Origin of the sequence: Halomonas salipaludis, assembly GCF_002286975.1 — a bacterium.
In the GTDB taxonomy this organism is placed as follows: domain Bacteria; phylum Pseudomonadota; class Gammaproteobacteria; order Pseudomonadales; family Halomonadaceae; genus Franzmannia; species Franzmannia salipaludis.
The window spans coordinates 217388-243247 of sequence record NZ_NSKB01000007.1; the positions used below are offsets into that span (position 1 = coordinate 217388).

Here is a 25860-nt window from a genome sequence, read left to right on the forward strand (position 1 = left end):
AGCTGTGTCGGCGCCGCAGCGCGATTACATTGCCGTGTGACGTGCCTATTCGCGACAGGCAAGCGACACCTAATAACGATAACAGCGGTCGTCGGCGATGTCGGCGACCTCCCCTAGCCAACCGTGCTGGAGTGACCCATGACGTTTTCCCCCCAGGCCGCACGACCCCCTGCCGCACCCCAGACCCTGGGGTTTCTGCTGCTGGACAACTTCACCCTGATTTCACTGGCCTCGGCCATCGAGCCGCTGCGCATGGCCAACCAGTTGGCCGGCCGCGAGCTCTACCGTTGGTATACGCTTAGCCTCGACGGTGGGCCGGTGCGCGCCAGTGACGGTCTGCAGGTGACCCCGGATGCCGCCACCGCCACGCCGCTGGCGCTCGACATGGTGATCGTCTGTGGCGGGGTAGGGCCCAGCCGCAGCGTGCAGCGCGAGCACGTTCACTGGCTGCAGGCCCAGGCGCGCCAGTCGCGCCGGCTCGGCTCGGTGTGTACCGGCAGCTGGGCACTGGCCCGTGCGGGGCTACTCGACGGTTACGAGACCAGCATCCACTGGGAGTGTCTGGCGGCCATGCAGGAAGCCTTTCCGCGGGTAGCGCTGACCACCCGGCTGTTCTCCATCGACCGCGACCGCGCTACCGCCTCCGGCGGCACCGCGCCGCTCGACATGATGCTCAACCTGATCGGTCGTGACCACGGCCGCGAGCTCTCTGCCGGGATCTCGGAAATGTTCATCTACGACCGGGTGCGCAACGAGCAGGACCAGCAGCGCGTGCCGCTCAAGCATGTGCTGGGCACCACCCAGCCCAAGCTACTGGAGATCGTCGCCCTGATGGAGGCCAATCTGGAAGAGCCGATCGGCCTCGACGAGCTGGCCCACTACGTCGATGTGTCGCGGCGTCAGCTGGAGCGGCTGTTCCAGAAGTACCTGCACTGCTCGCCGTCGCGCTACTACCTCAAGCTGCGCCTGACCCGGGCGCGGCAGCTGCTCAAGCAGACGTCGATGTCGATCATCGAAGTCGCCTCGGCGTGCGGCTTCGTCTCTACCCCACACTTCTCCAAGTGCTACCGCGAGTACTTCGGTATGCCGCCGCGGGACGAGCGACTGGGTATCTCGCGCCCGGGGCAGCGCGTGGAGGTGGCTGTGGTCCACCCCCTCTCTCAGGCTGACGCCTCCCCTGAGCTGGTATCGAGCGCGGTAGTGGCGCTGGCCCAGGCGCGCGGCGAACCGACCTATGCCAGCGTGCCGCTCTAGGCCGCCAGCCTCTTTCTATCTCTGCGTTGAGAGCGTGCCCCGAATATCGGGGCACGCTTGTTATACTGCCGGCATAGGTCATTCCGGGCGCACGGCGCCATCGATCCGAGGAGTCCTGCTATGGCCCTGGCCTGGCGACACCGAGTCTCGCTACGCGGCGTACTGCGTGGTCTGCTGTATGCCGTGATCGGCTTCGTCGCCCTGTCGGTGCTGGTGGTGCTGCTGTTTCGGGTAGTACCGGTGTTCGGTTCGATGGTGATGGTGGAGCGCAAGGTCGAGTCATGGGTGGCCCGCGAGCCGATCCGCATCGAGCACCAGTGGCGTGCCTGGGGCGAACTCTCCGCCTACGCCAAGCTGGCGGTGATCGCCGCCGAGGATCAGCGTTTCCCCCACCACCGCGGCTTCGACGTCGACGAAATGCGGCGTGCCTGGGAAGCCAGCCGCCAGGGAGGTCGCTTGCGCGGCGCCAGCACCATCAGCCAGCAAACCGCCAAGAACCTGTTCCTGTGGACTGGGCGCAGCTGGCTGCGCAAGGGGCTCGAGGCGTGGTTCACGCTGCTGATCGAGACCCTTTGGCCCAAGGAGCGCATCCTCGAGGTCTATCTCAATATCGCCGAGTGGGACAGCGGCGTATTCGGCCTGGAAGCCGCCGCCCAGCACTACTTCGGTGTCTCCGCGGCCCAGCTCAACGCCCACCAGGCGAGCCGCCTGGCGGCGATCCTGCCCAGCCCGCGCAACTGGAGTGCTGCGCAGCCCAGCGCCCACGTCGAGCGGCGCAGCGCCTGGATTCGCCAGCAGATGAGCAACCTCGGTGGCGCCAGTTACCTGGAGCAGCTCTAAGAGGGTGTTTACAAAGGTCACGCGCTCAGCATTTTGTAGACACCCTCTGAGTGCGGCTGTCGACATTGCGACAACCATGACGCTTTTGGGATTCCCCCCGTCGTTTCCAAGCGTCGCCCACACCTAGGGCGGCGCTATGCTGCCGGCAAGTCCATGTCACTGCCGGAGCAACCTCCATGTCCCCGCTCGACCTGCATAACGACGCCGTCGTCATCGACGGCCTGATCATCGCCAAATGGAACCGCGAGCTGCTCGAGGATATGCGTCGCGGCGGCCTCACCGCCGCCAACTGCACTGTGTCGGTGTGGGAGGGATTCCAGGCCACCGTCGACAATATCGTCAAGTCCAACCAGCTGATGGCCGAGTGCAGCGACCTGGTGCGCCCGGTGCGTACCACCGCCGACATCAGCCGCGCCAAGGAAGAGGGCAAGACCGGCATCATCTACGGCTTCCAGAACGCCCACGCCTTCGAGGATCAGATCGGCTACGTCGAGGTCTTCAAGCAGCTCGGCGTGGGCATCGTGCAGCTGTGCTACAACACCCAGAACCTGGTGGGCACCGGTTGCTACGAGCGCGACGGCGGCCTGTCCGGCTTCGGTCGCGAGATCGTCGCCGAGATGAACCGCGTCGGCATCATGTGCGACCTCTCCCACGTGGGCGGCAAGACCTCCGAGGAGGTGATCCTCGAGTCGCAGAAGCCGGTCTGCTATTCCCACTGCCTGCCCTCGGGCCTCAAGGAGCATCCACGCAACAAGTCCGACGAGGAGCTCAAGTTCATCGCCGACCACGGCGGCTTCGTCGGCGTGACCATGTTCACCCCCTTCCTGCGCGCCGGCATCGACGCCACCGTCGACGACTATGTCGAGGCCATCGAGTACGTGATGAACATCGTCGGTGAGGATGCCATCGGCATCGGCACCGACTTCACCCAGGGCCACGGCCAGGACTTCTTCGAGTGGTTGACCCACGACAAGGGCTACGCCCGCCGCCTGACCAGCTTCGGCAAGATCATCAACCCCGAGGGCATCCGTACCATCGGCGAGTTCCCCAATCTCACCGAGGCGCTGCTGCGCCGCGGCTTCAGCGAGCCCCAGGTGCGCAAGATCATGGGCGAGAACTGGGTACGGGTACTCAAGGATGTTTGGGGCGAGTGACGATAGCGGCTGAGATAGCCCTGTAGCGAGGAGCGCCGGGGCCTGTCGATCCAGCAGCTCCGGCACCATAGCGAGGGGCGCCGGGGGTAGGTAGAAGAGGAGGTTTGCGCCATGGATGGCGCAAGGTAGCGCCCAGGGATGGGTTCACAGCGCCTCCTCGCAGACCTGCCCCCGGATCAGCCCCGAGCGATGTCGGCAACGACCACTGCTTCGCCACTTCAAAACAATCAGCAAGATTCTAGGAATTCGACCGTGACCAAACTGGCCCCCGAACTGCCCATCGAGGTGGATAGCGAGACCGGCGTCTGGACCACCGACGCCCTGCCGATGCTCTATGTGCCGCGCCACTTCTTTATCAACAACCACACCGCCGTCGCCGATGCGCTGGGTGTGGACAAGTACGCCGAGATTCTCTACCACGCCGGCTACAAGAGCGCCTGGCACTGGTGCGAGAAGGAGGCCGAAGCGCACGGCCTGGAAGGTGTGGCGGTCTTCGAGCACTACATGCAGCGGCTCTCCCAGCGTGGCTGGGGCAAGTTCATCACCGAGGCCATCGACCTCGAGGCGGGAACCTGCCGGGTGCGCCTGGAGCACAGCGCCTTCGTCTACCAGCTCGGCAAGACCGGACACAAGGAAGAGTACATGTTCACCGGTTGGTTTGCCGGCGCCATGGACCAGATCCTCGCCGCGCGTGGTAGCGCGCTGCGTACTCTCGCCGAGCAGACCCAGAGCGCCGCAGAAGACGGCTGTGAAGTGGGCTATTTCGAGACCAAGCCGTTGACCGGCGACGCCCGCTAAGCTCGGGTACGAGGAGAGAACCATGGCATTCGACGCGATCTTCGAGCCGATCCAGATCGGCAAGCTGACCATCCGCAATCGCGTGGTCAGCACCGCCCACGCCGAGGTGCATGCCACCGACGGCGGCATGACCACCGAACGCTATGTGCGCTACTACGAGGAGAAGGCCAAGGGCGGTTGCGGCCTGTGCATCTGCGGCGGCTCTTCGGTAGTCTCTATCGATAGCCCACAGGGCTGGTGGAGCTCGGTGAACCTCTCCACCGACCGGATCATCCCGCACTTCCAGAATCTGGCCGACGCCGTCCACAAGCACGGCGGCAAGATCATGATCCAGATCACCCACATGGGGCGCCGCTCGCGCTGGGACGGCTACGACTGGTCGACCCTGCTGTCGCCCTCCGGCATCCGCGAGCCGGTGCACCGCTCCACCTGCAAGACCATCGAGGAGGAGGAGATCTGGCGCATCATCGGTGACTTCGCCCAGGCCGCGCGCCGGGCCAAGGAAGGTGGCCTCGACGGCGTCGAGCTCTCCGCCGTGCACCAGCACCTGATCGACCAGTTCTGGAGCCCGCGGGTCAACAAGCGCGAGGACCAGTGGGGCGGCAGCTTCGAGAACCGCATGCGCTTCGGCATGGAAGTGCTCAAGGCGGTGCGCGCCGAGGTCGGCGACGACTTCGTGGTGGGCATGCGCATCTGTGGTGACGAGTTCCATCCGGACGGCCTCTCCCATGAGGACATGAAGCAGATCGCCGCCTACTACGACGCCACCGGCATGCTCGACTTCTTCGGCGTGGTCGGCTCCGGCTGCGACACCCATAACACCCTGGCCAACGTCATCCCCAACATGTCCTACCCGCCGGAGCCCTTCCTGCATCTGGCGGCGGGCATCAAGGAAGTGGTCAGCGTGCCGGTGATCCACGCCCAGAACATCAAGGACCCCAACCAGGCGCAGCGCATCCTGGAAGGCGGTTACGTGGACCTGGTGGGCATGACCCGGGCGCATATCGCCGACCCGCACATCATCGCCAAGATCAAGATGGGCCAGATCGACCAGATCAAGCAGTGCGTGGGCGCCAACTACTGCATCGACCGCCAGTACCAGGGCCTCGACGTGCTGTGCATCCAGAACGCCGCCACCTCCCGCGAGTACATGGGCCTGCCCCATATCATCGAGAAGAGCGAAAGGCCCAAGCGCAAGGTGGTGGTGGTGGGCGGTGGCCCCGGCGGCATGGAGGCGGCCCGCGTCGCCGCCGAGCGTGGCCATGAGGTGACCCTGTTCGAGGCCGCCGAGGCACTCGGCGGGCAGATCACCATCGCCGCCCAGGCCCCGCAGCGCGATCAGATCGCTGGCATCACCCGCTGGTATCAGCTGGAGCTGGCGCGCCTCAACGTCGACCTGCGCCTGGGGACCCGCGCCGACGAGGCGACCCTGCTCGACCTGCGCCCGGATATCGTGGTGCTGGCCACCGGTGGCCAGCCCTTCCTCAGCCAGTTCCCGGAGTGGGGCTACTCGGAGAACCCCGAGGAGAGCCTGGTGGTGAGTACCTGGGACGTGCTGTCCGGCAAGGTCGCGCCGGGCAAGAATGTGCTGATCTTTGACGCCATCTGCGAGTTCTCCGGCGTCTCGGCGGCGGATTTCCTGGCCGACAAGGGCGCCAAGGTGGAGATCGTCACCGACGACATCAAGCCCGGCGCGGCGGTGGGCGGCACCACCTTCCCGACCTACTACCGCAGCCTCTACGAGAAGGAGGTGATCATGACCTCTGACCTGATGCTGCATAAGGTCTATCGCGAGGGCGACTCCCTGGTGGCAGTGCTCGAGAACGAGTACACCGGCGCCCAGGAGGAGCGGGTGGTCGACCAGGTGGTGGTGGAGAACGGCGTGCGTCCCGACGAGGGCCTCTACTACGCGCTCAAGGAGCAGTCTCGCAACAAGGGCCAACTGGACCTGGAGGCGCTCTACGCCATCCAGCCCCAGCCCTGCCTGAGCGAAGAGGGGGCAGAAGGCTTCCTGCTGTTCCGCCTGGGCGACTGCACCGCGCCGCGCAATACCCACGCGGCCATCTACGACGCCCTGCGGATCTGCAAGGACTTCTGACGGTGCACGTGGTCTGGTGCAGCCCGAGGGCATGCTCAAGCCGCGCCGTCAGCGATTCGCCCGAGGCGAGACGCCGCAACGCGGTACTGCCGAAGGGACTCGGCAGAGGCGTGGGGGCCAGGGATGGCCCTTCCACGCCGTGACCGCAGGTTGCCAGTCGAGAGTCGGAATAGCGAACGCGTGGCGCGCTTGTGGATGGCCCTCGGCTGACAGCGCCGACAAGCGATGGCTGACCCCGTCAGGCCGCTAACGTCAAACCACCACTTCTAGCCTGCGAGGTGAGCGAGATGCTCGAGACCCTATTGCCGATCCTGATCTTCGCCGCCCTGGGCCTGGCGGTGATCGGCGCCATTCGGCGTATCCGCCTGTGGCGCCAGGGGCGACCCTCCGCCGTGCCGCTGCTCAAGGGCCTGGCCGCCCTGCCGCGTCGTTACCTGGTGGACCTGCACCATGTGGTGGAGCGCGACAAGGTGATGTCCAACACCCACGTGGCCACCGCCGGTGGCTTCGTGGCCGCCGCCGTGCTGATGATCCTGGTGCATGGCTTCGGCCTGGCCCAGGGCGTGCTGGGCTGGCTGCTGCTGGCGGCCAGCGCCGTGATGTTCGTGGGCAGCCGCTTCGTGGCCCAGCGCCGCCGCAATCCGCCCGCGCGGCTCTCCAAGGGCCCCTGGATGCGCCTGCCCAAGAGCCTGGCGGCCTTCTCCCTGGGCGTCTTCCTGATCACCCTGCCCACGGTGGGGCTGCTGCCCGCCGACTTCGGTCACTGGCTGCTGGCGCTGGTCCTGGCCGCCGTGGTGGTCTGGGGCCTGGGCGAGATGGTCTTCGGCATGACCTGGGGCGGGCCCATGAAGCACGCCTTCGCCGGCGCCCTGCACCTGGCCTTCCACCGCCGCGCCGAGCGCTTCGGTGAGGGCAACCGCTCCACCGGCCTCAAGGCGCTGGACCTGGACGACGAGGCGGCGCCGCTGGGCGTCGAGAAGCCCGCCGACTTCACCTGGAACCAGCTGCTCGGCTTCGATGCCTGCGTGCAGTGCGGGCGCTGCGAGGCGGTGTGTCCGGCCTTCGCCGCCGGCCAGCCGCTCAACCCCAAGAAGCTGATCCAGGACATGGTGGTGGGCCTGGCCGGGGGCAGCGATGCGGGCTATGCCGGCTCTCCCTACCCCGGCAAGCCGGTGGGCGAGCATTCTGGTTCCCCCCATGGGCCCATCGTGGCCCCTGATGCAACGACGGGCGGCAAGGCCCTGGTGGACGCCGAGACCCTGTGGTCCTGCACCACCTGCCGCGCCTGCGTGGAAGAGTGCCCGATGATGATCGAGCACGTGGACGCCATCGTCGATATGCGCCGTCACCTGACCCTGGAGCGGGGTCAGACCCCCAACAAGGGCGCCGAGGTGCTCGACAACCTGATCGCCACCGACAACCCCGGCGGCTTCGATCCGGGCTCGCGGCTGCACTGGGCGGCGGACCTCAACCTGCCGCTGATGGCCGACGTCAAGCAGGCCGAGGTGCTGCTGTGGCTGGGCGATGGGGCCTTCGATATGCGCAACCAGCGCACCCTGCGCGCCCTGGTCAAGGTGCTGCGCGCCGCCGAGGTGGAGTTCGCGGTGCTCGGCACCGAGGAGCGCGACAGCGGCGACGTGGCGCGGCGCCTGGGCGACGAGGCGACCTTCCAGTCGCTGGCCAAGCGCAATATCGCGACCCTCGCGAAGTACCGCTTCCAGCGCATCGTCACCTGTGACCCCCACAGCTTCCATGTGCTGGGTAACGAGTATGGCGAGCTGGGCGGCCCCGGAGCGCCGGCCCGCTACGAGGTGCGTCACCACAGCACCTTTATCGCCGAGCTGTATGACGCCGGCCGGCTGGCCTTCGCGCCCTGGAAGGGCGGCAAGGTCACCTATCACGACCCCTGCTACCTGGGTCGCTATAACGGCGAGTATGAGGCGCCGCGCAACGTGCTCAAGGCGCTGGGCATCGAGGTCAAGGAGATGGAACGCTCCGGCTTCCGCTCGCGCTGCTGCGGCGGCGGCGGCGGGGCGCCGATCACCGATATTCCCGGCGAGCGGCGGATTCCCGATATGCGCATGAACGACGTCAAGGAGACCGGCGCCGAGCTGGTGGCGGTGGGCTGTCCCCAGTGCACCGCCATGCTCGAGGGGGTGGTGGATGCCACCGCCGAGGTGCGCGATATCGCCGAGCTGGTGGCCGACGCCCTGGTGGCACGCCCGGCCGCCGAGGCGGTCGATGCGACCCAACGGCCCACCGCCGAGGAGGTGATCTGATGAGTGAGATTCGTCGTCGCGATCCACGCCGCGAGTGGATCGCCCGTAACCGCCTGCATCCCGAGCACGCCAGCGTGCTCGCCGACCTTGGTGGCATCGGGGGCGGCGCCGCCAGCGAGTGGCTGGGGCCCAACGGGGTGATTCGCAAGAACCCCCATGCCATCGGCTTTATCGGCCCCAATGGCGTCAAGCGCATCGACCGCAGCGGCGCCCAGCAGGGCGGCCATGCGGTGGGTGCAACCCGCCAGGCGGTCCAGGATAGCCGTCGCCAGGTGGAGATTCCCGAACCGGCCTTCCTGGTGGCGGTGGTGCCGGACATGACCGGTGGGCGCCTCTCCGGCCACGATAAGGACCTGCTGGGCCTGGCCCGGCGCCTGGCCGATGCCGACCCCGAACGTCCCGGCGCCGTGCTGGCGGTGATATTTGGGCAGCACAAGGGCGAGGGGGGCGGCGAGCTGAAAGAGCAGGCCTTTGGTGAGGCGGGCATCGATCGCCTGCTGCACCTCAGCGACGACGCCTACGCCGGCTTCGCCCCCGAGGCGCGCCTGGCGGCGCTGACCGCGGTGGAGCGGGAACTGGCGCCGCGTCACTGGCTGCTCCCCGACTCGCCCCTGGGCGGGGCCGACCTGGGCCGGCGCCTGGCGCTGCGCCTGGGTGAGGGGAGAGACGAGCGCCCCGCCACCGGCGTCTGGCAGCTCGAGGCCGATACTGAGGCGCCGCTGGGCTGGCGCTGCACCGCCCGCGGCGCGGCGGAGAGCCTGGATATCCAGCGGCCCCTGCCCCGGGTCGCCCTGGCGCTGGCCGAGTGCGCCGAGCCGGTGGACGAGACCCGTCACGCCGCCGCGCCGGTGAGCCTGGCGGAGACGATCCCCAGTGCCTTCTCGCGGATCGAGGACCTGGGCCAGGTGGCGGTGGATCCCGCCGGGGTGGCGCTGGCCGAGGCGGAGTTCATCCTCTCCGGCGGCAATGGCGTCAAAGACTGGGAGGGCTTCCACCATGCCGCCAAGGTACTGGGGGCGACGGAAGGCGCTTCCCGGGTGGCGGTGGATGACGGTTTCATGGCGCGTCATCGTCAGGTGGGGGCCACCGGTACCTGGGTCACCGCCCGGGTCTACCTGGCGGTGGGCATCAGTGGCGCCATTCAGCACCTGCAGGGGATCCAGACCTGCGACAAGGTGGTGGCCATCAACCTCGACCCCGGATGCGACATGATCAAGCGCGCCGACCTGGCGGTGATCGGCGATAGCGGCGAGATCCTCGCCGCCCTGGTGGCCATGGTGGAACAGCAGCGAGGAGGGCAGCGCGATGCGGCCTGAGCAGCAGGGAATCGAGGTGGCGGTACTGGTCTCGGTGGGGCGTCACCCCATCACCGGGCGCGCGCGCCGCGCCGATCAGGATGCCCGGGGCCTGGAGATGGCCCTGGGCCTGGAGCGCCAGCTGCCCGGCAGCCGGGTCAGTCTGCTGCATGCCGGCCCGCGCAGCGAGGAGGGCGAAGCGGCGCTGCGCGGGTACTTAGGTATGGCCGCAGGCGCTGGTATGGCCGCAGGCGCCGGCATGGGGCTGGACACCCTGACCCTGCTCGAGCAGGCCGAGGGCAGCGATGCCATCCCGGCCCTGGCCGAGCACCTGGCCGCGGCACCGCCGCAGCTGGTGATCACTGGCGCCCGGGCGGAGCGCGGCGAGGGCTCGGGGCTCTTGCCCTATGCCCTGGCCGAACGCCTGGGCTGGCCGCTGGTCAATGGCCTGGCCGCGGTGGAGAAGGTCGAGAACGGCGTGGCGATCTTGTTGCAGGCCCTGCCTCGGGGCCAGCGCCGACGTCTCAAGGTGCGTCTGCCGGCCATCGTCAGCGTGGATGCGGCGGCCCCGGTGGCGCGCCAGAGCGCCTTCGGCCCGGCCCGCCGGGCCGAGCTCGAGGTCACTCCGGTGGCTGCCCAACCCGACCGGGCACTGGCCGAGTGGCAGCTGGCCCCGGCCCGCAAGCGGCCCAAGCGCCTGAAGATCGTCAAGGCCGCTTCGGCCCGTGACCGCTTCAAGGCCGCCGCCGCCAAGGCGGAGGGCGGCAGCGGCCAGGTGCTGGAAGGCGTCTCGGCGGAGCAGGGCGCCGAGGCGATCCTCAAGCTGCTGAATGAGGAGGGGGTGCTGCGCTGACGATATGAGCGCCCCCTCATAACGCATGAACCCCGGTCTAGGCCGGGGTTCATGCGTTACGGCATTTGGCGTTGCGGTCAGGCCAGCCGAGCACCCGCAGGCTCGCGCAGCTCCTCGCGAAGCCCCTTCACCAGGCAGAAGGCCATGCCCAGCAACACCAGAGTGAAGGGTAGTCCGGTGGCCACGGCGCCCGCCTGCAACGCGCCCAGTGCCGCGCTACCGCCGCCGTAGAGCAGGATGCCTGCAATCACGCCTTCCAGCACCGCCCAGAACACGCGCTGGCCGCGAGGGGCGTCGGTCTTGCCGCCGGCGGTGATGTTATCGATCACCAGCGAGCCGGAGTCCGACGAGGTGACGAAGAATATCAGCACCAGCAGGATCGCCAGGCTGGAGGTCACGGTGGTCAGCGGCAGGTGCTCGAGCATCTGGAACATCGCCAGCGAGACGTCGCTGATACCGTCGGCCAGGGCGCCGACGCCGGCGACCGACTGGCTCAGGGCGGTGCCGCCGAAGGCGCTCATCCACACCAGGGTGACCAGGGTCGGCACCAGCAGTACGGCAATCAGGAACTCGCGCACCGTACGCCCGCGGGAGACCCGGGCGATGAACATGCCGACGAAGGGCGACCAGGAGATCCACCAGGCCCAGTAGAAGACCGTCCAGCCGTGGTACCAGGTGGTGTCGTCGCGACCGATCCAGTTGGAAAGCGGTGCGATATGGCCGACGTAGGCGAGGGCGGTGCTCCACAGGTTGTTGACGAACAGCAGCACGCCGCCGGTGACGATCACGAAGACCAGCAGGGCCAGGGCGATCACCATGTTGATGTTGGAGAACAGCTTGACGCCGCCGTCGATGCCGCGCCACACCGAGAATAGCGCCACGGCGGTGACCACCACGATGATGGCAAGTTGGGTGCCGATGGTATTGGGTATATCGAACAGGTAGTTGAGACCGCCCGCCGCCTGGGAGGCACCGAAGCCCAGTGACGTGGCCAGGCCGAAGATGGTGGCCAGCACCGCGACGATGTCGATGATGTGGCCGAACCAGCCGCGCACCCGCTCGCCAAGGATCGGTGTGAAGGCCGAGCGCAGGGTAAGCGGCAGGCCGCGGTTGTAGGCGAAGAAGGCCAGCGACAGCCCCACCACGCCGTAGATCGCCCAGGGGTGCAGGCCCCAGTGGAACATGGTGGCGCCGATCGCCGCGCTGGCCCCGGCCGGGGTGTGTGCTTCGGCATTGAGCGGGGTGCCGTACCAGTCGGTGTAGTAGGCCACCGGCTCGGCCACGCTCCAGAACATCAGACCGATGCCCATGCCGGCGGCAAACAGCATGGCGAACCAGGAGGTGGTCGAGTACTCCGGCCGGGCCTGGCTGCCGCCCAGGCGAATGCGCCCCACTGGCATGGCAATCAGCGCCAGGCACAGCAGCACGAAGAGGTTGCCGGCGATCATGAACAGCCAATCGAAGTACTCGATCGACCAGCCGCGGGCGGCGGTGAGGTGGCTGTTGGCGGCGTCGGGATAGATCAGGGCGTAGAGGATGAAGGCCAGGATGGCGAGAGCCGAGAGGGGGAAGACGGGATTATGGAAATCCATCCCCAGCACCTGGGCATTGTCTTGCCCCGGTTTGAGGATCGGTGCATCGTCATGGTTCATGGGATTACCTCGGTGGTTATTATTGGTGTCTCTTGCTTGGTGCCGGTTGTGACGAAAGACCGGGTTAGCCATTGTTGTGCCCACGCGGCGGCGGCAGTGTCGTGAAAGCGACCTGCGGTTGTCTTGTTGGGTCTTGAGGTAGGAGGGATTGAGCATCTCGAAGCGCCCCTCGGGGCTGGTGATGCAGATGCTCACCAGGGCGGCCTCGAGGACCCGCTGGGTGTTGCGCTGGCGGTGGGGCAGCCATTACCGCCCGACTTGCTCGGGCTGGCGCTCCAGCGGCGGGTCAGCCTTGCGGCATGCCTGGTTGCTGCTGAGCCTCGCTGCGCAGGTCGAGAAGCATCTCACTCAAGGAGTGCTGACAGAGCGACTCCAGGGCTGGGCGCGCAAAGTAGAAGCCCTGCTGGCGATGAATGCCCTGACGGGCAAGCCATAGGGCCTCTTCGCGAGTCTCGACGCCCTCGGCGATCAGGCCGATGTCGAGCTCTTTGGCGAGGCCATGCACGGCGCGCAGGATCGCCTGTCGGCGACAGTCCTGGTCGCAGCCCATGACTAGCTCGCGGTCGATCTTGAGATTGTCGGGTCGCAGGTCGGTGAGCAGATCGAGGTTGGCGAAGCCGTTGCCGAAGTCGTCGATGGCGGTGGTGAAGCCCATGTCGCGATAGGCGTCGATGATGCCGCGCAGGTGCTGGCGGTCCTTGACCAGCTCGGTCTCGGTGATCTCGAAGACGATCCGATCCGTTGGCCAGCCGACCCGCTCCGAGACTTCCAGCGTGGCCTGGATGCAGGCGCTCGGTTCGTAGACCGCGTTGGGCAGGAAGTTGATCGACAGGCGTTCCTGCATGCCCAGGCGGCTGGCCAGTTCGATGGCCTTGACCCGGCACGCTTGATCAAAGCGGTACATCAGGTCGTCGGTGACCTTGGAAATGATGCTGTAGGCCGATTCTCCGCCGGGGCCGCGCACCAGCGCTTCGTAGGTGACGATGCGGGTGGACTCGATATCGACGATGGGCTGGAAGGCCATCGTGAAATCGAAGGGCAGAGGGATGTCGCAGCGACCGCACTGGCTGTCGACCCTGGCACAATGACCCATAAGCGTTTCCTGTTTTCTTGCCGATCTGACAATACGGTTAGACGACTATTATCTTATTATCGGCTCATCTGCCCGGGGCTTTAACCGCGCGGCGCTTTGCCTTGACCGCCATCACCACGCCGCCAAGCGCGATGGCCATGCCCAGCAGGGCAATCGGAGGCAGATGCTCGCCGAACAGCCACCAGGCCTGCAGCGCGGTGACCGGCGGTACCAGGTAGAACAGGCTTGCTACCCGCGATGCCTCGCCGCGCTCGATCAGCGCCATGAGCAGCAGGATGGCGGCAATCGACAGGATGCAGACCAGCCAGGCCAGGGTTAGCGCGAAGGTCGGCGACCAGTCGATCTGACGCGATTCGAATAGCAGCGCGCCTACGCCAAGCAGGACCCCGGCGGCCAGGTACTGCACCACGGTGCCCGAGAGTAGCGGCATTGTGGTGCAGAAGCGCTTTTGATAGAGGGTGCCGCAGGCAATTCCCAGCAGTGCCACCAGCACGGCGAGCAGTGCGGGCAGGCCGAAGCCCTGAAACAGCGCCGCTCCGGGGTCGAGCTTGCTGCCCAGCACCATGGCAATACCGACCAGGCCGAGGCTCAGACCCAGCCACTGCCAGCGCGACAATCGCTCATCGAGGAGTGGCCCGGCAAGCGCGGCAGTAAGCAACGGTTGCAAGCCCACCAGCAGTGAGGCAAGCCCTGCCGGCATGCCCAGGTAGATACCGTAGAAGACACCGCCCAGGTAGGCGCCGTGCACCAGCAAGCCGCTGACGGCGATATGCCCCCACAGGGCGATATCTCGCGGCCAGCTCCCTTTGAAGAAAAATACCAGTGGAACCAGCAGCGCCAGCGTCAGGGCGAAGCGCACGAACAGGAAGGTAAAGGGCTCGGCATAGGGTAGCCCGTACTTGGCCCCGATGAAGCCGGTGCTCCACAGCAGCACGAAGAGCACCGGCATCGCGGTGAGGGCCAAGTGGCGAGGACGTTGGGTGGGCATCGATGGGTTCCTTGTTCCCCAGGCGGACGACGAAGCGAGCGAAGAGATTACGCCTTGGCTGCGGTGGCGAAAAGCCGCGGCGGTGGCGGAGTGGCCTGAGTCCTTGCAGATAGGTGATAAGTTGTCGCATCACGTTGCCCGCTTATTGCCGAGACTCCCATGGGAGCGGGACTGGCAGGTTGGCAGTCTCTTGCTCGTCTTTGTATTGCGACTATTGTAACTTCTGTGGATATTTTCTGTTTCTTTCTGTTACTCGAAAAATATGAACCCTCTTGGTGCGGTGCCGTCACAGTGGGGCACATACTCAAGCAACACTCTGGAGGTATTGATATGCAACGGATGACTGCCCTGTTCTCTGCAGCACTGCTGACTGCTGGTTTGTTCTCTGCCCAAGCGGCCTTCGCCCAGGATCCCGCCCAAGATCCCGCAGCGGCGCCGGAGCAGCAGGCGGCACCCGCTCAGGATTTCTCCGACCAAGAGCTTCAGCAATTTGCTGATGCTTCTCAGGAAATCGCTATGATTTCTCAGGAGTACACCGAGCGTCTGCAGGGCGCCGAAGACGAGGCGACCCAGCAGGAAGTCCGCATGGAAGCCAATGACCGCATGGTCGAAGTCGTCGAAGACAGCGGTCTGGACGTCGATACCTTCAATGCGATCGGCCACACCATCCAGCAAGACCCGGAAATGATGCAGCGCGTTCAGGAAATGGCTGAACAGTCGTAAGCTGCACTCAGCGTCGACTCCCATCGACAGCATGAGCACCAAGGGCCGCTTCGAGCGGCCCTTGGCGTGTCTGGGCGACGTCTGGATGGCTCATGGCGACGCGAACTCCCACTGGCGGCTTTACAGCAAGGGCTGGGAACATCAGACTTCAGACAATCACGTCGGGCCAGGAGTAGACATGGACATCGAACTGCTGGAGATTCGCGAGCAGCTGGCCCGCTTTGCCCCCTTCGACGGCCTGAGTGATACGCATCTCGATCGCGTGGCCGGAGGTATCGAAGTCGCCTATTTCAAGGCCGGCAGCGATATCTTGCAGCTCGGCGATGCCATCGAGGACCTGTACTACATCCGCAGCGGCGCGGTGGAGATATTCTGGCGCAACGGCGAGCTCTATAACCGGCTCAGCGAAGGCGATATTTTTGGCCACTACAGCCTGCTGCGTAGCCGCAAGGTGCATTTTCCCGCCAAGGCCCTCGAAGACACCCTGATCTACTTCATCCCCGGTGAGGTTTTCCGCGAGCTGTGCGACCAAGATGAACACTTTGCCGATTTCGTCGAGTTTGGCCGTACGCGGCTCAAAGCGGCGGTAGAGGAGCAGCACAAGAGCAACGACATGATGATCACCCGGGTGCGCAAGCTGGTATCGCGCCGCCCGCTGATGATCGAGGAGAGCGCCAGCGTGCAGGAGCTGGCCCAGCGCATGAACGAGGAGAATGTCTCCTCGGCGCTGGTGTTGTCGACGGCGGAGGGCGACCCGCGTTACCAGTTCAACGACCCTGAAGGGCAAAGCTGGACCCTGAAGGGTATCGTCACCGATCAGGATCTGCGCAACCGCGTGCTGGCTGAAGGGCTGAGCGTGTCGACCCGGGTCGGCGAGATCGTCAGTTCACGGTTGATCAGCGTGCAGTCCGACAAATCGGTGCACGAAGCGATGCTGTCGATGCTGCGCAACAACGTGCATCACCTGCCGGTGCTCCACCGGCGCCGGCCGATGGGCGTGTTGCACCTCTCCGACATCATTCGCTACGAGACCCACAGCAGCCTCTATCTGGTCAGCAACATCTTCCATCAACCGGATGCCAAGGGCTTGGCGCGCCTCAAGCCCGATGTGCGCGAGGCTTTCGTGAGGATGGTCGAGGAGGGTGCCAACTCGCACATGGTTGGCTCGGCGCTGTCGACCATCGGGCGCAGTTTTACCCGCCGCCTGCTCGAACTCGCCGAAGAGGAGCTGGGGCCGCCGCCGGTGCCGTACTGCTTCATGGCGCTGGGCTCGATGGCGCGCAACGAGCAGAGTATCGTCACCGATCAGGACAACGCCCTGATTCTCGATGATCGCTTTGACCCGGCCCAGCATGACGACTACTTCGCGACCCTCGCCAAGCGCGTCAGCGATGGTCTCGACGCCTGCGGCTACACCTACTGCAAGGGTGATGTCATGGCCACCAACCGCCAGTGGCGTCAGCCGCTGGCGGTATGGAAGGGCTACTTCAGCGACTGGATCGACAACCCCAACCCGGAGCACCTGCTGCACAGCTCGATCTTCTTCGATCTCGATAGCGTGCATGGCGAAGAGGCCTTCGTCGAGCAGCTCCAGGACCTGGTGGCCCGCAAGGCGTCCGAGAGCCCGCTGTTTCTCGCTGCCATGGCGCGCAATGCCTTGGGCCGTACGCCGCCGCTGGGCTTCTTCCGCACCTTCGTGATGGAGAAGGACGGCAAGCAGAACAACACCATCAACATCAAGCGCCGCGGCACGGCGCCGATGGTCGACCTGATTCGGACGCACGCCTTGGCCTGCGGCTCGCGGGCACAGAACAGTTTCGAGCGTCTCGACGATATCGCCAAGACCCAACTGCTGCCGGCCGGCACCGGCGACAAGATCCGCTACGCCTTCGAGTTCCTGTCGATGGTGCGCATTCGCCACCAGGCCATCGATCTGCGCGAGGACCAGGAACCCGACAACAACATCGCCCCAAGCAACGTCTCTGACAGCGAGCGTCACCACCTCAAGGACGCCTTCCAGCTGCTCAGCAACGCGCAGAAGTTTCTCAAATTCCGCTACCCCATGCCGTCGCGGCGCTGATCGGCATGTTCTCGTTGCGTTCGCTGCTAAAGCCCTCGGCTACCAACTGGCCCGACTACCTGGCGCGGCGTGCCGGTGAGGCCCGCGACCCCTGCGTGGCCGACTTTTTCGCCTCCAGCCAGCTGGCGCCGGAAACGCCGATCGGTGAAGCGCCACTGGTGGCCATGGACATGGAGACCACCGGCCTCGATGAGCGGCGCCATGCCATTGTCAGTATCGGCCTGGTGCCCTTTAGCCTGGGCCGCATCCGCCTGGCCGAGCGCCGCTATTGGGTGGTGCGCCCGCCGCGGCCACTGTTGCGTCAATCGGTGACCTTTCACCACATCACTGATTCCGAGATCGTCGATGCGCCGGACCTCGACGAGATCATCGATGAGCTACTGGCGGCCCTGGCGGGGCGTCTGGTGGTAGTCCACTACCGGCATATCGAGCGGCCGTTCCTGGATGCGGCGATGCAGTCGCGGCGCGGCGAAAGTCTGCGCTTCCCGGTGATCGATACCATGTCGCTGGAAGCACGTATCTATCGTCAGTCGCTGTGGGCGCGTTTTCGCCGCTGGATGGGGCGCCCGCCGGTGTCGATTCGCCTACACAACAGCCGCGAGCGCTACGGTCTGCCGCCGTATCAGGGGCATCATGCGCTGATCGATGCGCTGGCCACCGCCGAGCTGCTGCAGGCACAGATTGCTGCCCGGCATCAGCCGGGCACGCCAATCGGCCAGCTCTGGAGCTGAATGTCAGGCATCAAAAAAGGCGGCCCGCGGGCCGCCTTTTTTCGCTGTGGCTGGATATGCTCAGCCGCGGGGTTCGCTCATCAGTCCCTTGACGATGGCGTAGCAAGCGACCAGCAGTACCAGGGTGAAGGGCAGGCCGGTGGAGATCACCGCTGCCTGCAGCGCCGCCAGGCCGCCGCCGAGCAGCAGCGCGATGGCGATAGCGCCCTCGATGATCGCCCAGAAGATACGCTGTGGCTTGGGCGCGTCCACCTTGCCCCCGGCGGTGATAGAGTCGATCACCAGCGAGCCGGAGTCCGACGAGGTGATGAAGAACACGATCACCAGCACGATAGCGATGAAGGAGGTGATCTCGGTCAGCGGCAGGCCTGCCAGCATCACGAACAGCGCATCCGCCTCGCCCTCGAAGGTCCCGGCGAGTAGCTGTTCGATGCCGGCGCTACCGAAGGAGGTCATCCACAGCACCGAGACCAGCGACGGCACCAGTAGCACGGCGATCAGGAATTCGCGCACGGTACGCCCGCGCGAGACCCGGGCAATGAACATGCCGACGAACGGTGACCAGGAGATCCACCAGGCCCAGTAGAAGGCGGTCCAGCCCTGGCTGAAGTTGGCATCTTCGCGGCCGAAGGGATTGGAGAGCGCCGGCAGGTTGGTCAGGTAACCCAGCAGGTTCTGGAAGAAGCCGGTAGCAATCATCAGCGTCGGGCCGACGATGATGACGAAGGCCAGCAGCAGGAAGGCCAGGCCCATGTTGAGCTGGGAGAGGCGCTGCACACCCTTGTCAACGCCGAGCAGGATGGAGCCCATGGCGATAACGGTAATGCCCATGATCAACAGCACCATGGTGGTGTTGGTGTTAGGAATACCGAACAGGTCGTTGAGGCCGTTGGTGGCCTGCTCGGCGCCCAGCCCCAGGGAAGTGGCCAGACCGAACAGGGTAGCGAACACCGCCAGAATATCGATCAAATGGCCCGGCCAGCCCCATACGCGCTCTCCCAGGATCGGGTAGAAGATCGAGCGCATGGTTAGCGGCAGGCCCTTGTTGAAGGAGAACAGCGCCAGCGCCAGCGCCACTACGGCGTAGATGCCCCAGGGGTGGAGGCCCCAGTGGAAGATGGTGGCGGCCATGCCCAGCGCCACGGCGCCGGCCTCGTCGCCTTCGGCGCCGCCCAGCGGAGCCCAGTCGGTGCGCGCGCCGTTCTCGGTAGCGACGCCCCCCAGTGCGGACTGGAAGTGGTCCATGGGTTCAGAGACGCCGAAGTACATCAGGCCGATGCCCATGCCGGCGGCAAATAGCATGGCAAACCAGCCCGCATAGCTGAAGTCCGGCGTTGCATCTTGCCCGCCGATACGCACCTTGCCGAGTGGCGTGAAAATCAACGTGATCGAGAGGAGAACGAAGATGTTGGCGGCCAGAAGGAAGAACCAGGCCATGTTGCTGGTTAGGAAGCCGAAGGTGGCGTTGAAGAGCGGCGCCACTTGCTCCTGCAGGGCCATGGTGATGATCACGAAGAACACCACCACGAGGGAGGAGATCCCGAACACCTTGCCGTGGAGGTCGACGTTGAAACCCATCGGCGACGCCTGGGTATTATCCTGACCGATCACATAGTCGGTATCGATCAGGTTGGCGGGGCCTTCTGGGGCGGGAATGCCTTCGGAGCCTTCTTGCCGCTCCTGGGAAGAGGGACCTTGAGAATTCTTTTCCACTGCGAAATCTCCCTTGTGCGTATGTTGTGATGGCTCACAGTTATTGTGACGCTTTACCAGTGAATTGCCAGGCAAGTGGCCCATAAGGTGCAGATGAATTCGACGCCAGGGCCATTATTGGGCGAGTCGCACAGCATCGCTATCACCGCAGCGACCTCGCCATGTCTGACCTCTATCACACAAAGTCAGGCCCGCCAAATGGCGGGCCTGTTGAACGGCGCCGAACAGCGGCGTCGATCAGGACGACATCAGTTATTGACGGTTTCGTCGACCGTGTCGCCGATGCTTTCGGCACCTTCGCGGGTGCGTTGCCAGGCGCTCTGGGCGCCCTCGCGAGTGGCTTCCCAGGCCTCGGCTGCGTTCTCGCGGGCCTGATCCCACCAGTCGCGATCGTATTCGGGCAGGTCGGCGAATTCGTCTGCGGTGGCATCGACATAGACGCGGTGCACGGTATCGCCGTCTTCGTCGGTCTCGGTTTCCAGGCGGTAGTGGTCGTTGTCGAGCACCACGTCGCGGCCGCCAAGACCCAGGGTGGCGCCGGTCTCGATGACGATGGCCTGAACGCTCATATCGTCGTCGAGCAGGATGTCCTCGACGTCACCGACGTTCTCGTCCGGATCGCTGTCCAGGTAGACATCGGCATCCATGATCGCATCGGCCGAGTAGAGGCCTTCGACCTCGGCCTGAGCGGTACCCGCCAGCGCCATACCGCCAGCGGCGAGAGAAATGCTGAGTGCGAGAGTGGTCTTGCGCATGCTGTGATCTCCTCGATAGTCCTTTCGTGGTGTCACTGTTTGGGTGCCGTTTACAGCTTGGCGGCCCAGTCGTTGGCGCGTTTTTCCGCTTCTTCCTTGGTGATGCCGTACTTGGTTTGCAGCTTGCCGATCATGCGATCCTTCTTGCCGGCGATCTGGTCGAGCTCGTCGTTGGTCAGCTCGCCCCAGCTCTCGCGGGCCTTGCCTTGAAATTCCTTCCAGCGTCCTTCTATCTGGTCCCAATTCATGGCGGCTCCTCCTTGTGGTTGCCATGATCCGTATCCACAGCGTGGTCTGTCCGCGGCCCTGACGTCGTTTTCAGGGAGGCGTTCGCCGTGTGTGGCGAACATAGCGTCTATGCTATGTGACAGACTGGCTGTGACAGCGCATCCTTTCTGTGACGTGCACCCTTAAAGATAATGTCGATTTATAGAACTTCAATGCAATGATAACAAATTGTTTCATTTCTGGCCGGTGCCATTGCCACGACGATGAGTGATTCAACGACAACGAGCACGCCCATGACCGAGACCCCCGTGACCCCCGTGCGCCGCTTCCGCGGCACGCCCCGCGGCCGCGAGCTGGCCCCCGAGGCGCTGACGGCGCTGCGCGAGCTGCTCGGCGACGAGCGCGAGGCCCCGTCGCTGCAGCGCCGCGACCTGCTGATCGAGCACCTGCACCTGATCCAGGATCACCACGGCCACTTGTCGATGGCCAACCTGCGCGCCCTGGCCGCCTATATGAACCTGCCGATGGCGGCGGTGTATGAGACCGCCACCTTCTATGCGCATTTCGATGTGGTCCACGACGACCAGACGCCGCCGCCAGCGGTGACCATCCGCGTCTGCGACTCGCTGTCCTGTCAGCTGGCCGGCGCTGCGGCGCTGCAGGGCGAGCTCGAGGCCGGCGTCGACCCGGCCCAGGTGCGGGTGCTGCGCGCGCCCTGCATGGGCCGCTGCGAGAGCGCGCCGGTAGTCGAGGTCGGCCACCGTCATGTACTGCACGCCAGCCGCGAGGCGGTGGAGGCGGTGGTCGATACCGGCCATTTGCATCCCGAGGCCATCGACTGGCAGCGGCTCGACGCCTACCGCGACGAGGGCGGCTACGCGCTACTCGATGCCTGTCGGCGCGGTGAAGTAAGCGTCGACAGCCTGATGCAGACCCTCGAGGCGGCCAACCTGCGCGGCCTGGGCGGGGCCGGCTTCCCGACCTTCAAGAAGTGGTACTTCGTGCGCCAGGAGCCGGGGCCGCGCTACTGCGCGATCAACGCCGACGAAGGCGAGCCCGGCACCTTCAAGGATCGCTATTACCTGGAGCGTGCCCCGCACCGCTTCCTCGAGGGCGCGCTGGTCAGCGCCTGGGCGGTGGAGGCCGAGGCGCTCTACATCTACCTGCGCGACGAATACCCCGGCCTGCACCGCGTGCTCCACGAGGCAATTGCCGAGCTCGAGGCCGCCGGCCTGGTCAGCCCCGGCTACGTGGTCATGCGGCGCGGCGCCGGCGCCTATATCTGCGGCGAGGAGTCGGCGATGATCGAGTCGCTGGAGGGCAAGCCCGGCAAGCCGCGCCACCGGCCGCCGTTCGTCGCCCAGCGTGGCCTGTTCGACCGCCCGACCCTGGTCAACAACGTCGAGACCGTCTACTGGATCCCACTGATCTGGCAGCGCGGTGCCGAGTGGTTCGCCGGCCATGGCCGCCACGGGCGCAGCGGCTTGCGGAGCTTCTCGCTGTCCGGGCGGGTCAAACGCCCAGGCGTGCACCTGGCTCCGGCGGGCATCACCCTGAATGAGCTGGTCGAGGAGTACGGCGGTGGCATGGCCGACGGCCATCGCCTCGCCGCCTACCTGCCGGGTGGCGCCTCCGGCGGCATCCTGCCGGCCAGCAAGGCGGACATCCCGCTGGACTTCGATACCCTGCAGGAGGCCGGCTGCTTTATCGGCTCGGCGGCGGTGATCGTGCTCTCGGACCGGGATGACCTGCGCGGCGCGGCCGCCAACCTGTTGGCGTTCTTCGCCGACGAGTCGTGCGGGCAGTGCACGCCGTGCCGGGTCGGCACCGAGAAGATGTTGACCCTGCTCGAGCGCGACGAGTGGCACACCGCCGACCTCGAGCGGCTGTCCCAGGTGATGATGGACGCCTCGATCTGCGGCCTTGGCCAGGCGGCGCCCAATCCGGTGCTGGGGCTGCTCAGAGACTTTCGCAGCGAGCTGGCTGCCCAGCACGTGATCGTCAAGGGCTAAGGGAGATGAGCATGAGCGAACAGAATTTCAGCCTGACGCTCGACGGCGTCGAGGTCATCGCCCATCCCGGCGAGACGCTGTGGCAGGTGGCCAAGCGCGCCGGGGAGACCATTCCCCACCTGTGCTACAAGGATGCCCACGGCTACCGTGCCGACGGCAACTGCCGTGCCTGCATGGTCGAGATTGACGGCGAGCGGGCGCTGGCGGCGAGCTGCCTGCGCCAGGCTGCCCCGGGCATGGTGGTCAACAGCGCCACCTCCGAGCGCGCGCGGATCTCCCGCGAAGCGGTCATGGAGCTGCTGATCGCCGACCAGCCCGAGCGTGAGCAGAGCCCCGACCGCGCCAGCCACTTCTGGGCCATGGCCGACCAGCTGGCCATCGATGCCACGGCGGTGCGCGAGTGGCTGCCGCCGCGCAGCGAGCGCGATGCGCCCACGGTGCATCACGTCGCCGCGCGGGACGCCGCCTTGCTGCATACCGCGGGCCATGACGCCAGCCACTCGGCGATGCACGTCAATCTCGACGCCTGCATCGAGTGCAACCTGTGCGTGCGTGCCTGTCGCGAGGTGCAGGTCAATGATGTGATCGGCCTGGCCCATCGCGGCGCGGCCTCGAAGATCGTCTTCGACTTCGACGACCCCATGGGCGAGAGCACCTGCGTGGCCTGCGGCGAATGCGTCCAGGCCTGCCCCACCGGTGCGCTGATGCCGGCCACGCTGATCGACGCCGAGGGCCGCGGCGACTCCCGGGTGGCCGACCGTCAGGTCGACTCGGTGTGCCCCTACTGCGGGGTGGGCTGCCAGCTCACCTACCACATCAAGGATGACGAGATCCTGTTCGTCGAGGGGCGCGACGGGCCCTCCAACCACAACCGGCTATGCGTCAAGGGGCGCTTCGGCTTCGACTACCCACGCCATGCGGCGCGGCTGACCACGCCGCTGATCCGCCGGTCCGGGGTGGCCAAGGGGCTCGACCCGGACTTTGACCCGGCCCAGCCACTGAGCCACTTCCGCGAGGCGAGCTGGGAGGAGGCGCTGGACGCTGCCGCCGGCGGCCTCACCGCGCTCAAGGCCGAGCGCGGGCCGGCGGCGCTGGCCGGGTTCGGCAGCGCCAAGTGCTCCAACGAGGAGGCCTGGCTGTTCCAGAAGCTGGTGCGTACCGGCTTCGGCTCCAACAACGTCGACCACTGCACCCGGCTGTGTCACGCCAGCTCGGTGGCGGCGCTGATGGAGTGCATCGGCTCCGGGGCGGTCACTGCCTCCTTCATGCAGGCTGAGCAGGCCGATGTGGTGATCCTCACTGGCTGCAACCCCACCGTGAACCACCCGGTGGCGGCGACCTTTTTCAAGCAGGCCGCCAAGCGCGGCACCAAGCTGATCGTCATCGACCCCCGCGGCCAGGCGCTGGGCGCCTACGCCCACCAGACCCTGCGCTTTACGCCGGGCAGTGACGTCTCGCTGTTCAATGCCATGCTCAACGTCATCGTCAGCGAGGGGCTCTACGACCAGGCCTATATCGACGCCCACACCGAGGGCTTCGAGGCGCTCAAGGCCCACGTCGCCGGGATGACCCCCGAGGCGATGGCGCCGGCCTGTGGCGTCAGCGCCGAGGAGATTCGCCAGGTGGCGCGGGAATACGCCACTGCCGAGCGGGCGATGATCTTCTGGGGCATGGGCATCTCCCAGCACACCCACGGCACCGACAACGCGCGCTGCCTGATCTCGCTGGCGCTGGCCTGCGGCCATACCGGTCGCCCAGGCACCGGCCTACACCCGCTGCGCGGCCAGAACAATGTCCAGGGCGCCTCCGACGCGGGCCTGATCCCGATGGTGATGCCCGACTACCAGCCGGTCTCCGACGCCCAGGTGCGCAGCGCCTTCGAGGAGCTGTGGAACACCGAGCTCGATCCCGAGCCCGGCCTCACCGTGGTCGAGATCATGGACGCCGTGCATGCCGGCACCATTCGTGGCATGTATATCCAGGGCGAGAATCCGGCCATGTCCGACCCCGACCTCGACCACGCGCGGGCGGCCCTGGCCAAGCTCGAGCACCTGGTGGTGCAGGACCTGTTCGTCACCGAGACCGCCCAGTTCGCCGACGTCATCCTGCCCGCTTCGGCGTGGCCGGAGAAGGACGGCAGCGTCACCAACACCAATCGCCAGGTGCAGATGGGCCGCGCCGCCATGCCGCTGCCCGGTGACGCCAAGCCCGACTGGTGGATCATCCAGGAGATCGCCCGGCGCTTCGGCCTGGCCTGGGACTACGCCCACCCCCGCGAGGTGTTCGCCGAGATGCAGCGCGGCATGCCGTCGCTGGACCACATCAGTTGGGAGCGCCTCGAGCGCGAGGACTCGGTGACCTACCCGTGCCCGGCGGACGATGCTCCGGGGGCCGACGTGGTGTTCAGTGACGCCTTCCCCACCGCCAGTGGCCGCGCTCGCTTCAGCGCTACCGTGCCGCTGCCGCCGGACGAACCCATCGACGGCGATTACCCCACGGTGCTGACCACCGGGCGCCAGCTGGAGCACTGGCACACCGGCTCGATGACGCGGCGTGCCAAGGTGCTCGACGATCTCGAGCCCGAGGCGGTGGCCAGCCTTTCGCCGGGTGAACTGCGCCGCCTGGGTCTGCAGCCCGGCGACGCCTTGACCATTACCACCCGGCGCGGCTCGATCACCCTAGGTGCCCGGGCCGATATGCTGATGCCGGACGGCATGGTGTTCGTGCCGTTCTGCTTCGCCGAGGCGGCGGCCAACGTGCTGACCAACCCGGCGCTGGACCCCTACGGCAAGATCCCTGAGTTCAAGTATGCCGCCTGCCGGCTGTCGGCCGCCGCGACGGCTCCGGCCTAGCGGCGGATGAATGTGGGGGATGGAGGCAAGATGGAGGAGAGGAGGGCCGTGTCATGATGATTGCCGAACTAATCGACGGAGATGACTTTCGCCAGCGGCTGGTGGCGCTGGGCGTGCAGCTCCCTGAGGGCGCTTGCCCCGAAACCTGCGCCCGGCTTGCCAGACGCATGCAGCGCGAGGTCGGGGTGCCGGGGTTGGAGGCGGAGATCGCCGCATTGATGCAGCAGCGTGAGATCATGCTGCCATCGGTGCGTCGAGCCATCGAAGATATCCTCCAGGCGCGCTAGCCTAGCCATTGCGACCCATGTGTCATTTTTCGCCACTCCTGGCCCGCCATACGGGTCAGGTGGTGGTGGTCTTGGTGTGTCCGTAATAATTATATCTATCTGTTTTTATGGTTTTTCTTGCTTTTTGTTGGCTAGGTGGTGCGGTTCCTGCTTGGTCTGTGGTGACACTCAAGCA

General features: G+C 66.0%; 20 protein-coding genes. 14 read left to right on the forward strand and 6 right to left on the reverse strand.

The genetic code is table 11. The annotated features are described in order from the left end of the window. Window positions 1–138 precede the first annotated feature (138 nt). The 8 genes from gbdR to etfB all read left to right on the forward strand — a co-directional run bounded on the left by gbdR (window position 139) and on the right by etfB (window position 10571). Window positions 139–1254, forward strand: a complete 1116-nt coding sequence (gene gbdR, locus CK498_RS18965; RefSeq protein ID WP_095622421.1) for a choline metabolism transcriptional regulator GbdR — start codon at window positions 139–141, stop codon at window positions 1252–1254. 120 nt (window positions 1255–1374) lie between these two features. Then, window positions 1375–2094 carry a monofunctional biosynthetic peptidoglycan transglycosylase gene (mtgA, locus tag CK498_RS18970; RefSeq protein ID WP_095622422.1) on the forward strand — a complete coding sequence of 240 codons (720 nt, stop codon included), beginning with the start codon at window positions 1375–1377 and terminating at the stop codon, window positions 2092–2094. A 176-nt stretch (window positions 2095–2270) separates the two neighbouring features. Further along, on the forward strand, window positions 2271–3248 hold the full coding sequence (locus tag CK498_RS18975; protein ID WP_095622423.1) for a dipeptidase: 978 nt from the start codon (window positions 2271–2273) through the stop codon (window positions 3246–3248). 252 nt (window positions 3249–3500) lie between these two features. Continuing rightward, window positions 3501–4046, forward strand: coding sequence for a DUF5943 domain-containing protein (locus CK498_RS18980; RefSeq protein WP_095622424.1), 546 nt, complete (start codon window positions 3501–3503; stop codon window positions 4044–4046). A gap of 22 nt (window positions 4047–4068) precedes the next feature. After that, a complete protein-coding gene (gene dgcA, locus CK498_RS18985) occupies window positions 4069–6144 on the forward strand; it encodes a dimethylglycine demethylation protein DgcA (protein ID WP_095622425.1) in 2076 nt (691 codons plus the stop codon). Window positions 6145–6431: 287 nt separating this feature from the next. Then, window positions 6432–8423, forward strand: coding sequence for a (Fe-S)-binding protein (locus CK498_RS18990; protein WP_095622426.1), 1992 nt, complete (start codon window positions 6432–6434; stop codon window positions 8421–8423). After that, a complete protein-coding gene (gene etfA / locus CK498_RS18995) occupies window positions 8423–9739 on the forward strand; it encodes an electron transfer flavoprotein subunit alpha (protein ID WP_095622427.1) in 1317 nt (438 codons plus the stop codon). Before CK498_RS18990 ends, etfA begins: the two co-directional genes overlap by 1 nt. Next, window positions 9729–10571, forward strand: a complete 843-nt coding sequence (gene etfB / locus CK498_RS19000) for an electron transfer flavoprotein subunit beta (RefSeq protein ID WP_095622428.1) — start codon at window positions 9729–9731, stop codon at window positions 10569–10571. The genes etfA and etfB overlap by 11 nt, the downstream gene beginning before the upstream one ends. Before the next feature lie 77 nt (window positions 10572–10648). On the opposite strand, the gene CK498_RS19005 is transcribed toward etfB, so the two are convergent. The 3 genes from CK498_RS19005 to CK498_RS19015 all read right to left on the reverse strand — a co-directional run bounded on the left by CK498_RS19005 (window position 10649) and on the right by CK498_RS19015 (window position 14304). Beyond that, entirely contained in the window at window positions 10649–12223 is a 1575-nt protein-coding gene (locus tag CK498_RS19005; RefSeq protein WP_095622429.1) for a BCCT family transporter, read from the reverse strand. Between the two features lie 286 nt (window positions 12224–12509). Continuing rightward, entirely contained in the window at window positions 12510–13316 is an 807-nt protein-coding gene (locus CK498_RS19010) for an EAL domain-containing protein (protein WP_095622430.1), read from the reverse strand. 64 nt (window positions 13317–13380) lie between these two features. Further along, the gene (locus CK498_RS19015) at window positions 13381–14304 is read right to left on the reverse strand and encodes a DMT family transporter (protein WP_095622431.1); all 924 of its coding nucleotides are present in this window, start codon (window positions 14302–14304) and stop codon (window positions 13381–13383) included. Between the two features lie 330 nt (window positions 14305–14634). Here CK498_RS19015 and CK498_RS19020 point away from each other — a divergent pair, with 330 nt between their 5' ends. The 3 genes from CK498_RS19020 (at window position 14635) to CK498_RS19030 (ending at window position 17838) form a co-directional block, all read left to right on the forward strand. Then, window positions 14635–15027: a DUF4168 domain-containing protein gene (locus tag CK498_RS19020; protein WP_095622432.1), complete on the forward strand. Its 393-nt coding sequence runs from the start codon at window positions 14635–14637 to the stop codon at window positions 15025–15027. 178 nt (window positions 15028–15205) lie between these two features. Continuing rightward, the gene (locus tag CK498_RS19025; protein WP_095622433.1) at window positions 15206–17107 is read left to right on the forward strand and encodes a DUF294 nucleotidyltransferase-like domain-containing protein; all 1902 of its coding nucleotides are present in this window, start codon (window positions 15206–15208) and stop codon (window positions 17105–17107) included. A gap of 5 nt (window positions 17108–17112) precedes the next feature. Continuing rightward, the gene (locus tag CK498_RS19030) at window positions 17113–17838 is read left to right on the forward strand and encodes a 3'-5' exonuclease (protein ID WP_095622434.1); all 726 of its coding nucleotides are present in this window, start codon (window positions 17113–17115) and stop codon (window positions 17836–17838) included. 60 nt (window positions 17839–17898) lie between these two features. Here the strand turns inward: CK498_RS19030 and CK498_RS19035 are convergent, their stop codons facing one another. From CK498_RS19035 to CK498_RS19045, 3 genes are all read right to left on the reverse strand, one after another. After that, window positions 17899–19551, reverse strand: a complete 1653-nt coding sequence (locus tag CK498_RS19035; RefSeq protein ID WP_229359143.1) for a BCCT family transporter — start codon at window positions 19549–19551, stop codon at window positions 17899–17901. 248 nt (window positions 19552–19799) lie between these two features. Continuing rightward, window positions 19800–20306: a PRC-barrel domain-containing protein gene (locus tag CK498_RS19040; RefSeq protein ID WP_095622436.1), complete on the reverse strand. Its 507-nt coding sequence runs from the start codon at window positions 20304–20306 to the stop codon at window positions 19800–19802. A gap of 50 nt (window positions 20307–20356) precedes the next feature. After that, the gene (locus CK498_RS19045; protein WP_095622437.1) at window positions 20357–20554 is read right to left on the reverse strand and encodes a CsbD family protein; all 198 of its coding nucleotides are present in this window, start codon (window positions 20552–20554) and stop codon (window positions 20357–20359) included. Between the two features lie 273 nt (window positions 20555–20827). Between CK498_RS19045 and CK498_RS19050 the strand changes: the two genes are divergently transcribed. From CK498_RS19050 to CK498_RS19060, 3 genes are read left to right on the forward strand one after another with little or no spacing between them, the layout of a single operon-like run. Continuing rightward, window positions 20828–22546 (forward strand): NADH-ubiquinone oxidoreductase-F iron-sulfur binding region domain-containing protein, encoded by a 1719-nt coding sequence (locus CK498_RS19050; RefSeq protein WP_176475841.1) that lies wholly within the window; start codon window positions 20828–20830, stop codon window positions 22544–22546. An 11-nt stretch (window positions 22547–22557) separates the two neighbouring features. Beyond that, window positions 22558–25398 carry a formate dehydrogenase subunit alpha gene (fdhF, locus tag CK498_RS19055; RefSeq protein ID WP_176475842.1) on the forward strand — a complete coding sequence of 947 codons (2841 nt, stop codon included), beginning with the start codon at window positions 22558–22560 and terminating at the stop codon, window positions 25396–25398. Window positions 25399–25451: 53 nt separating this feature from the next. Then, a complete protein-coding gene (locus tag CK498_RS19060) occupies window positions 25452–25685 on the forward strand; it encodes a hypothetical protein (RefSeq protein WP_095622439.1) in 234 nt (77 codons plus the stop codon). Window positions 25686–25860 lie beyond the last annotated feature (175 nt).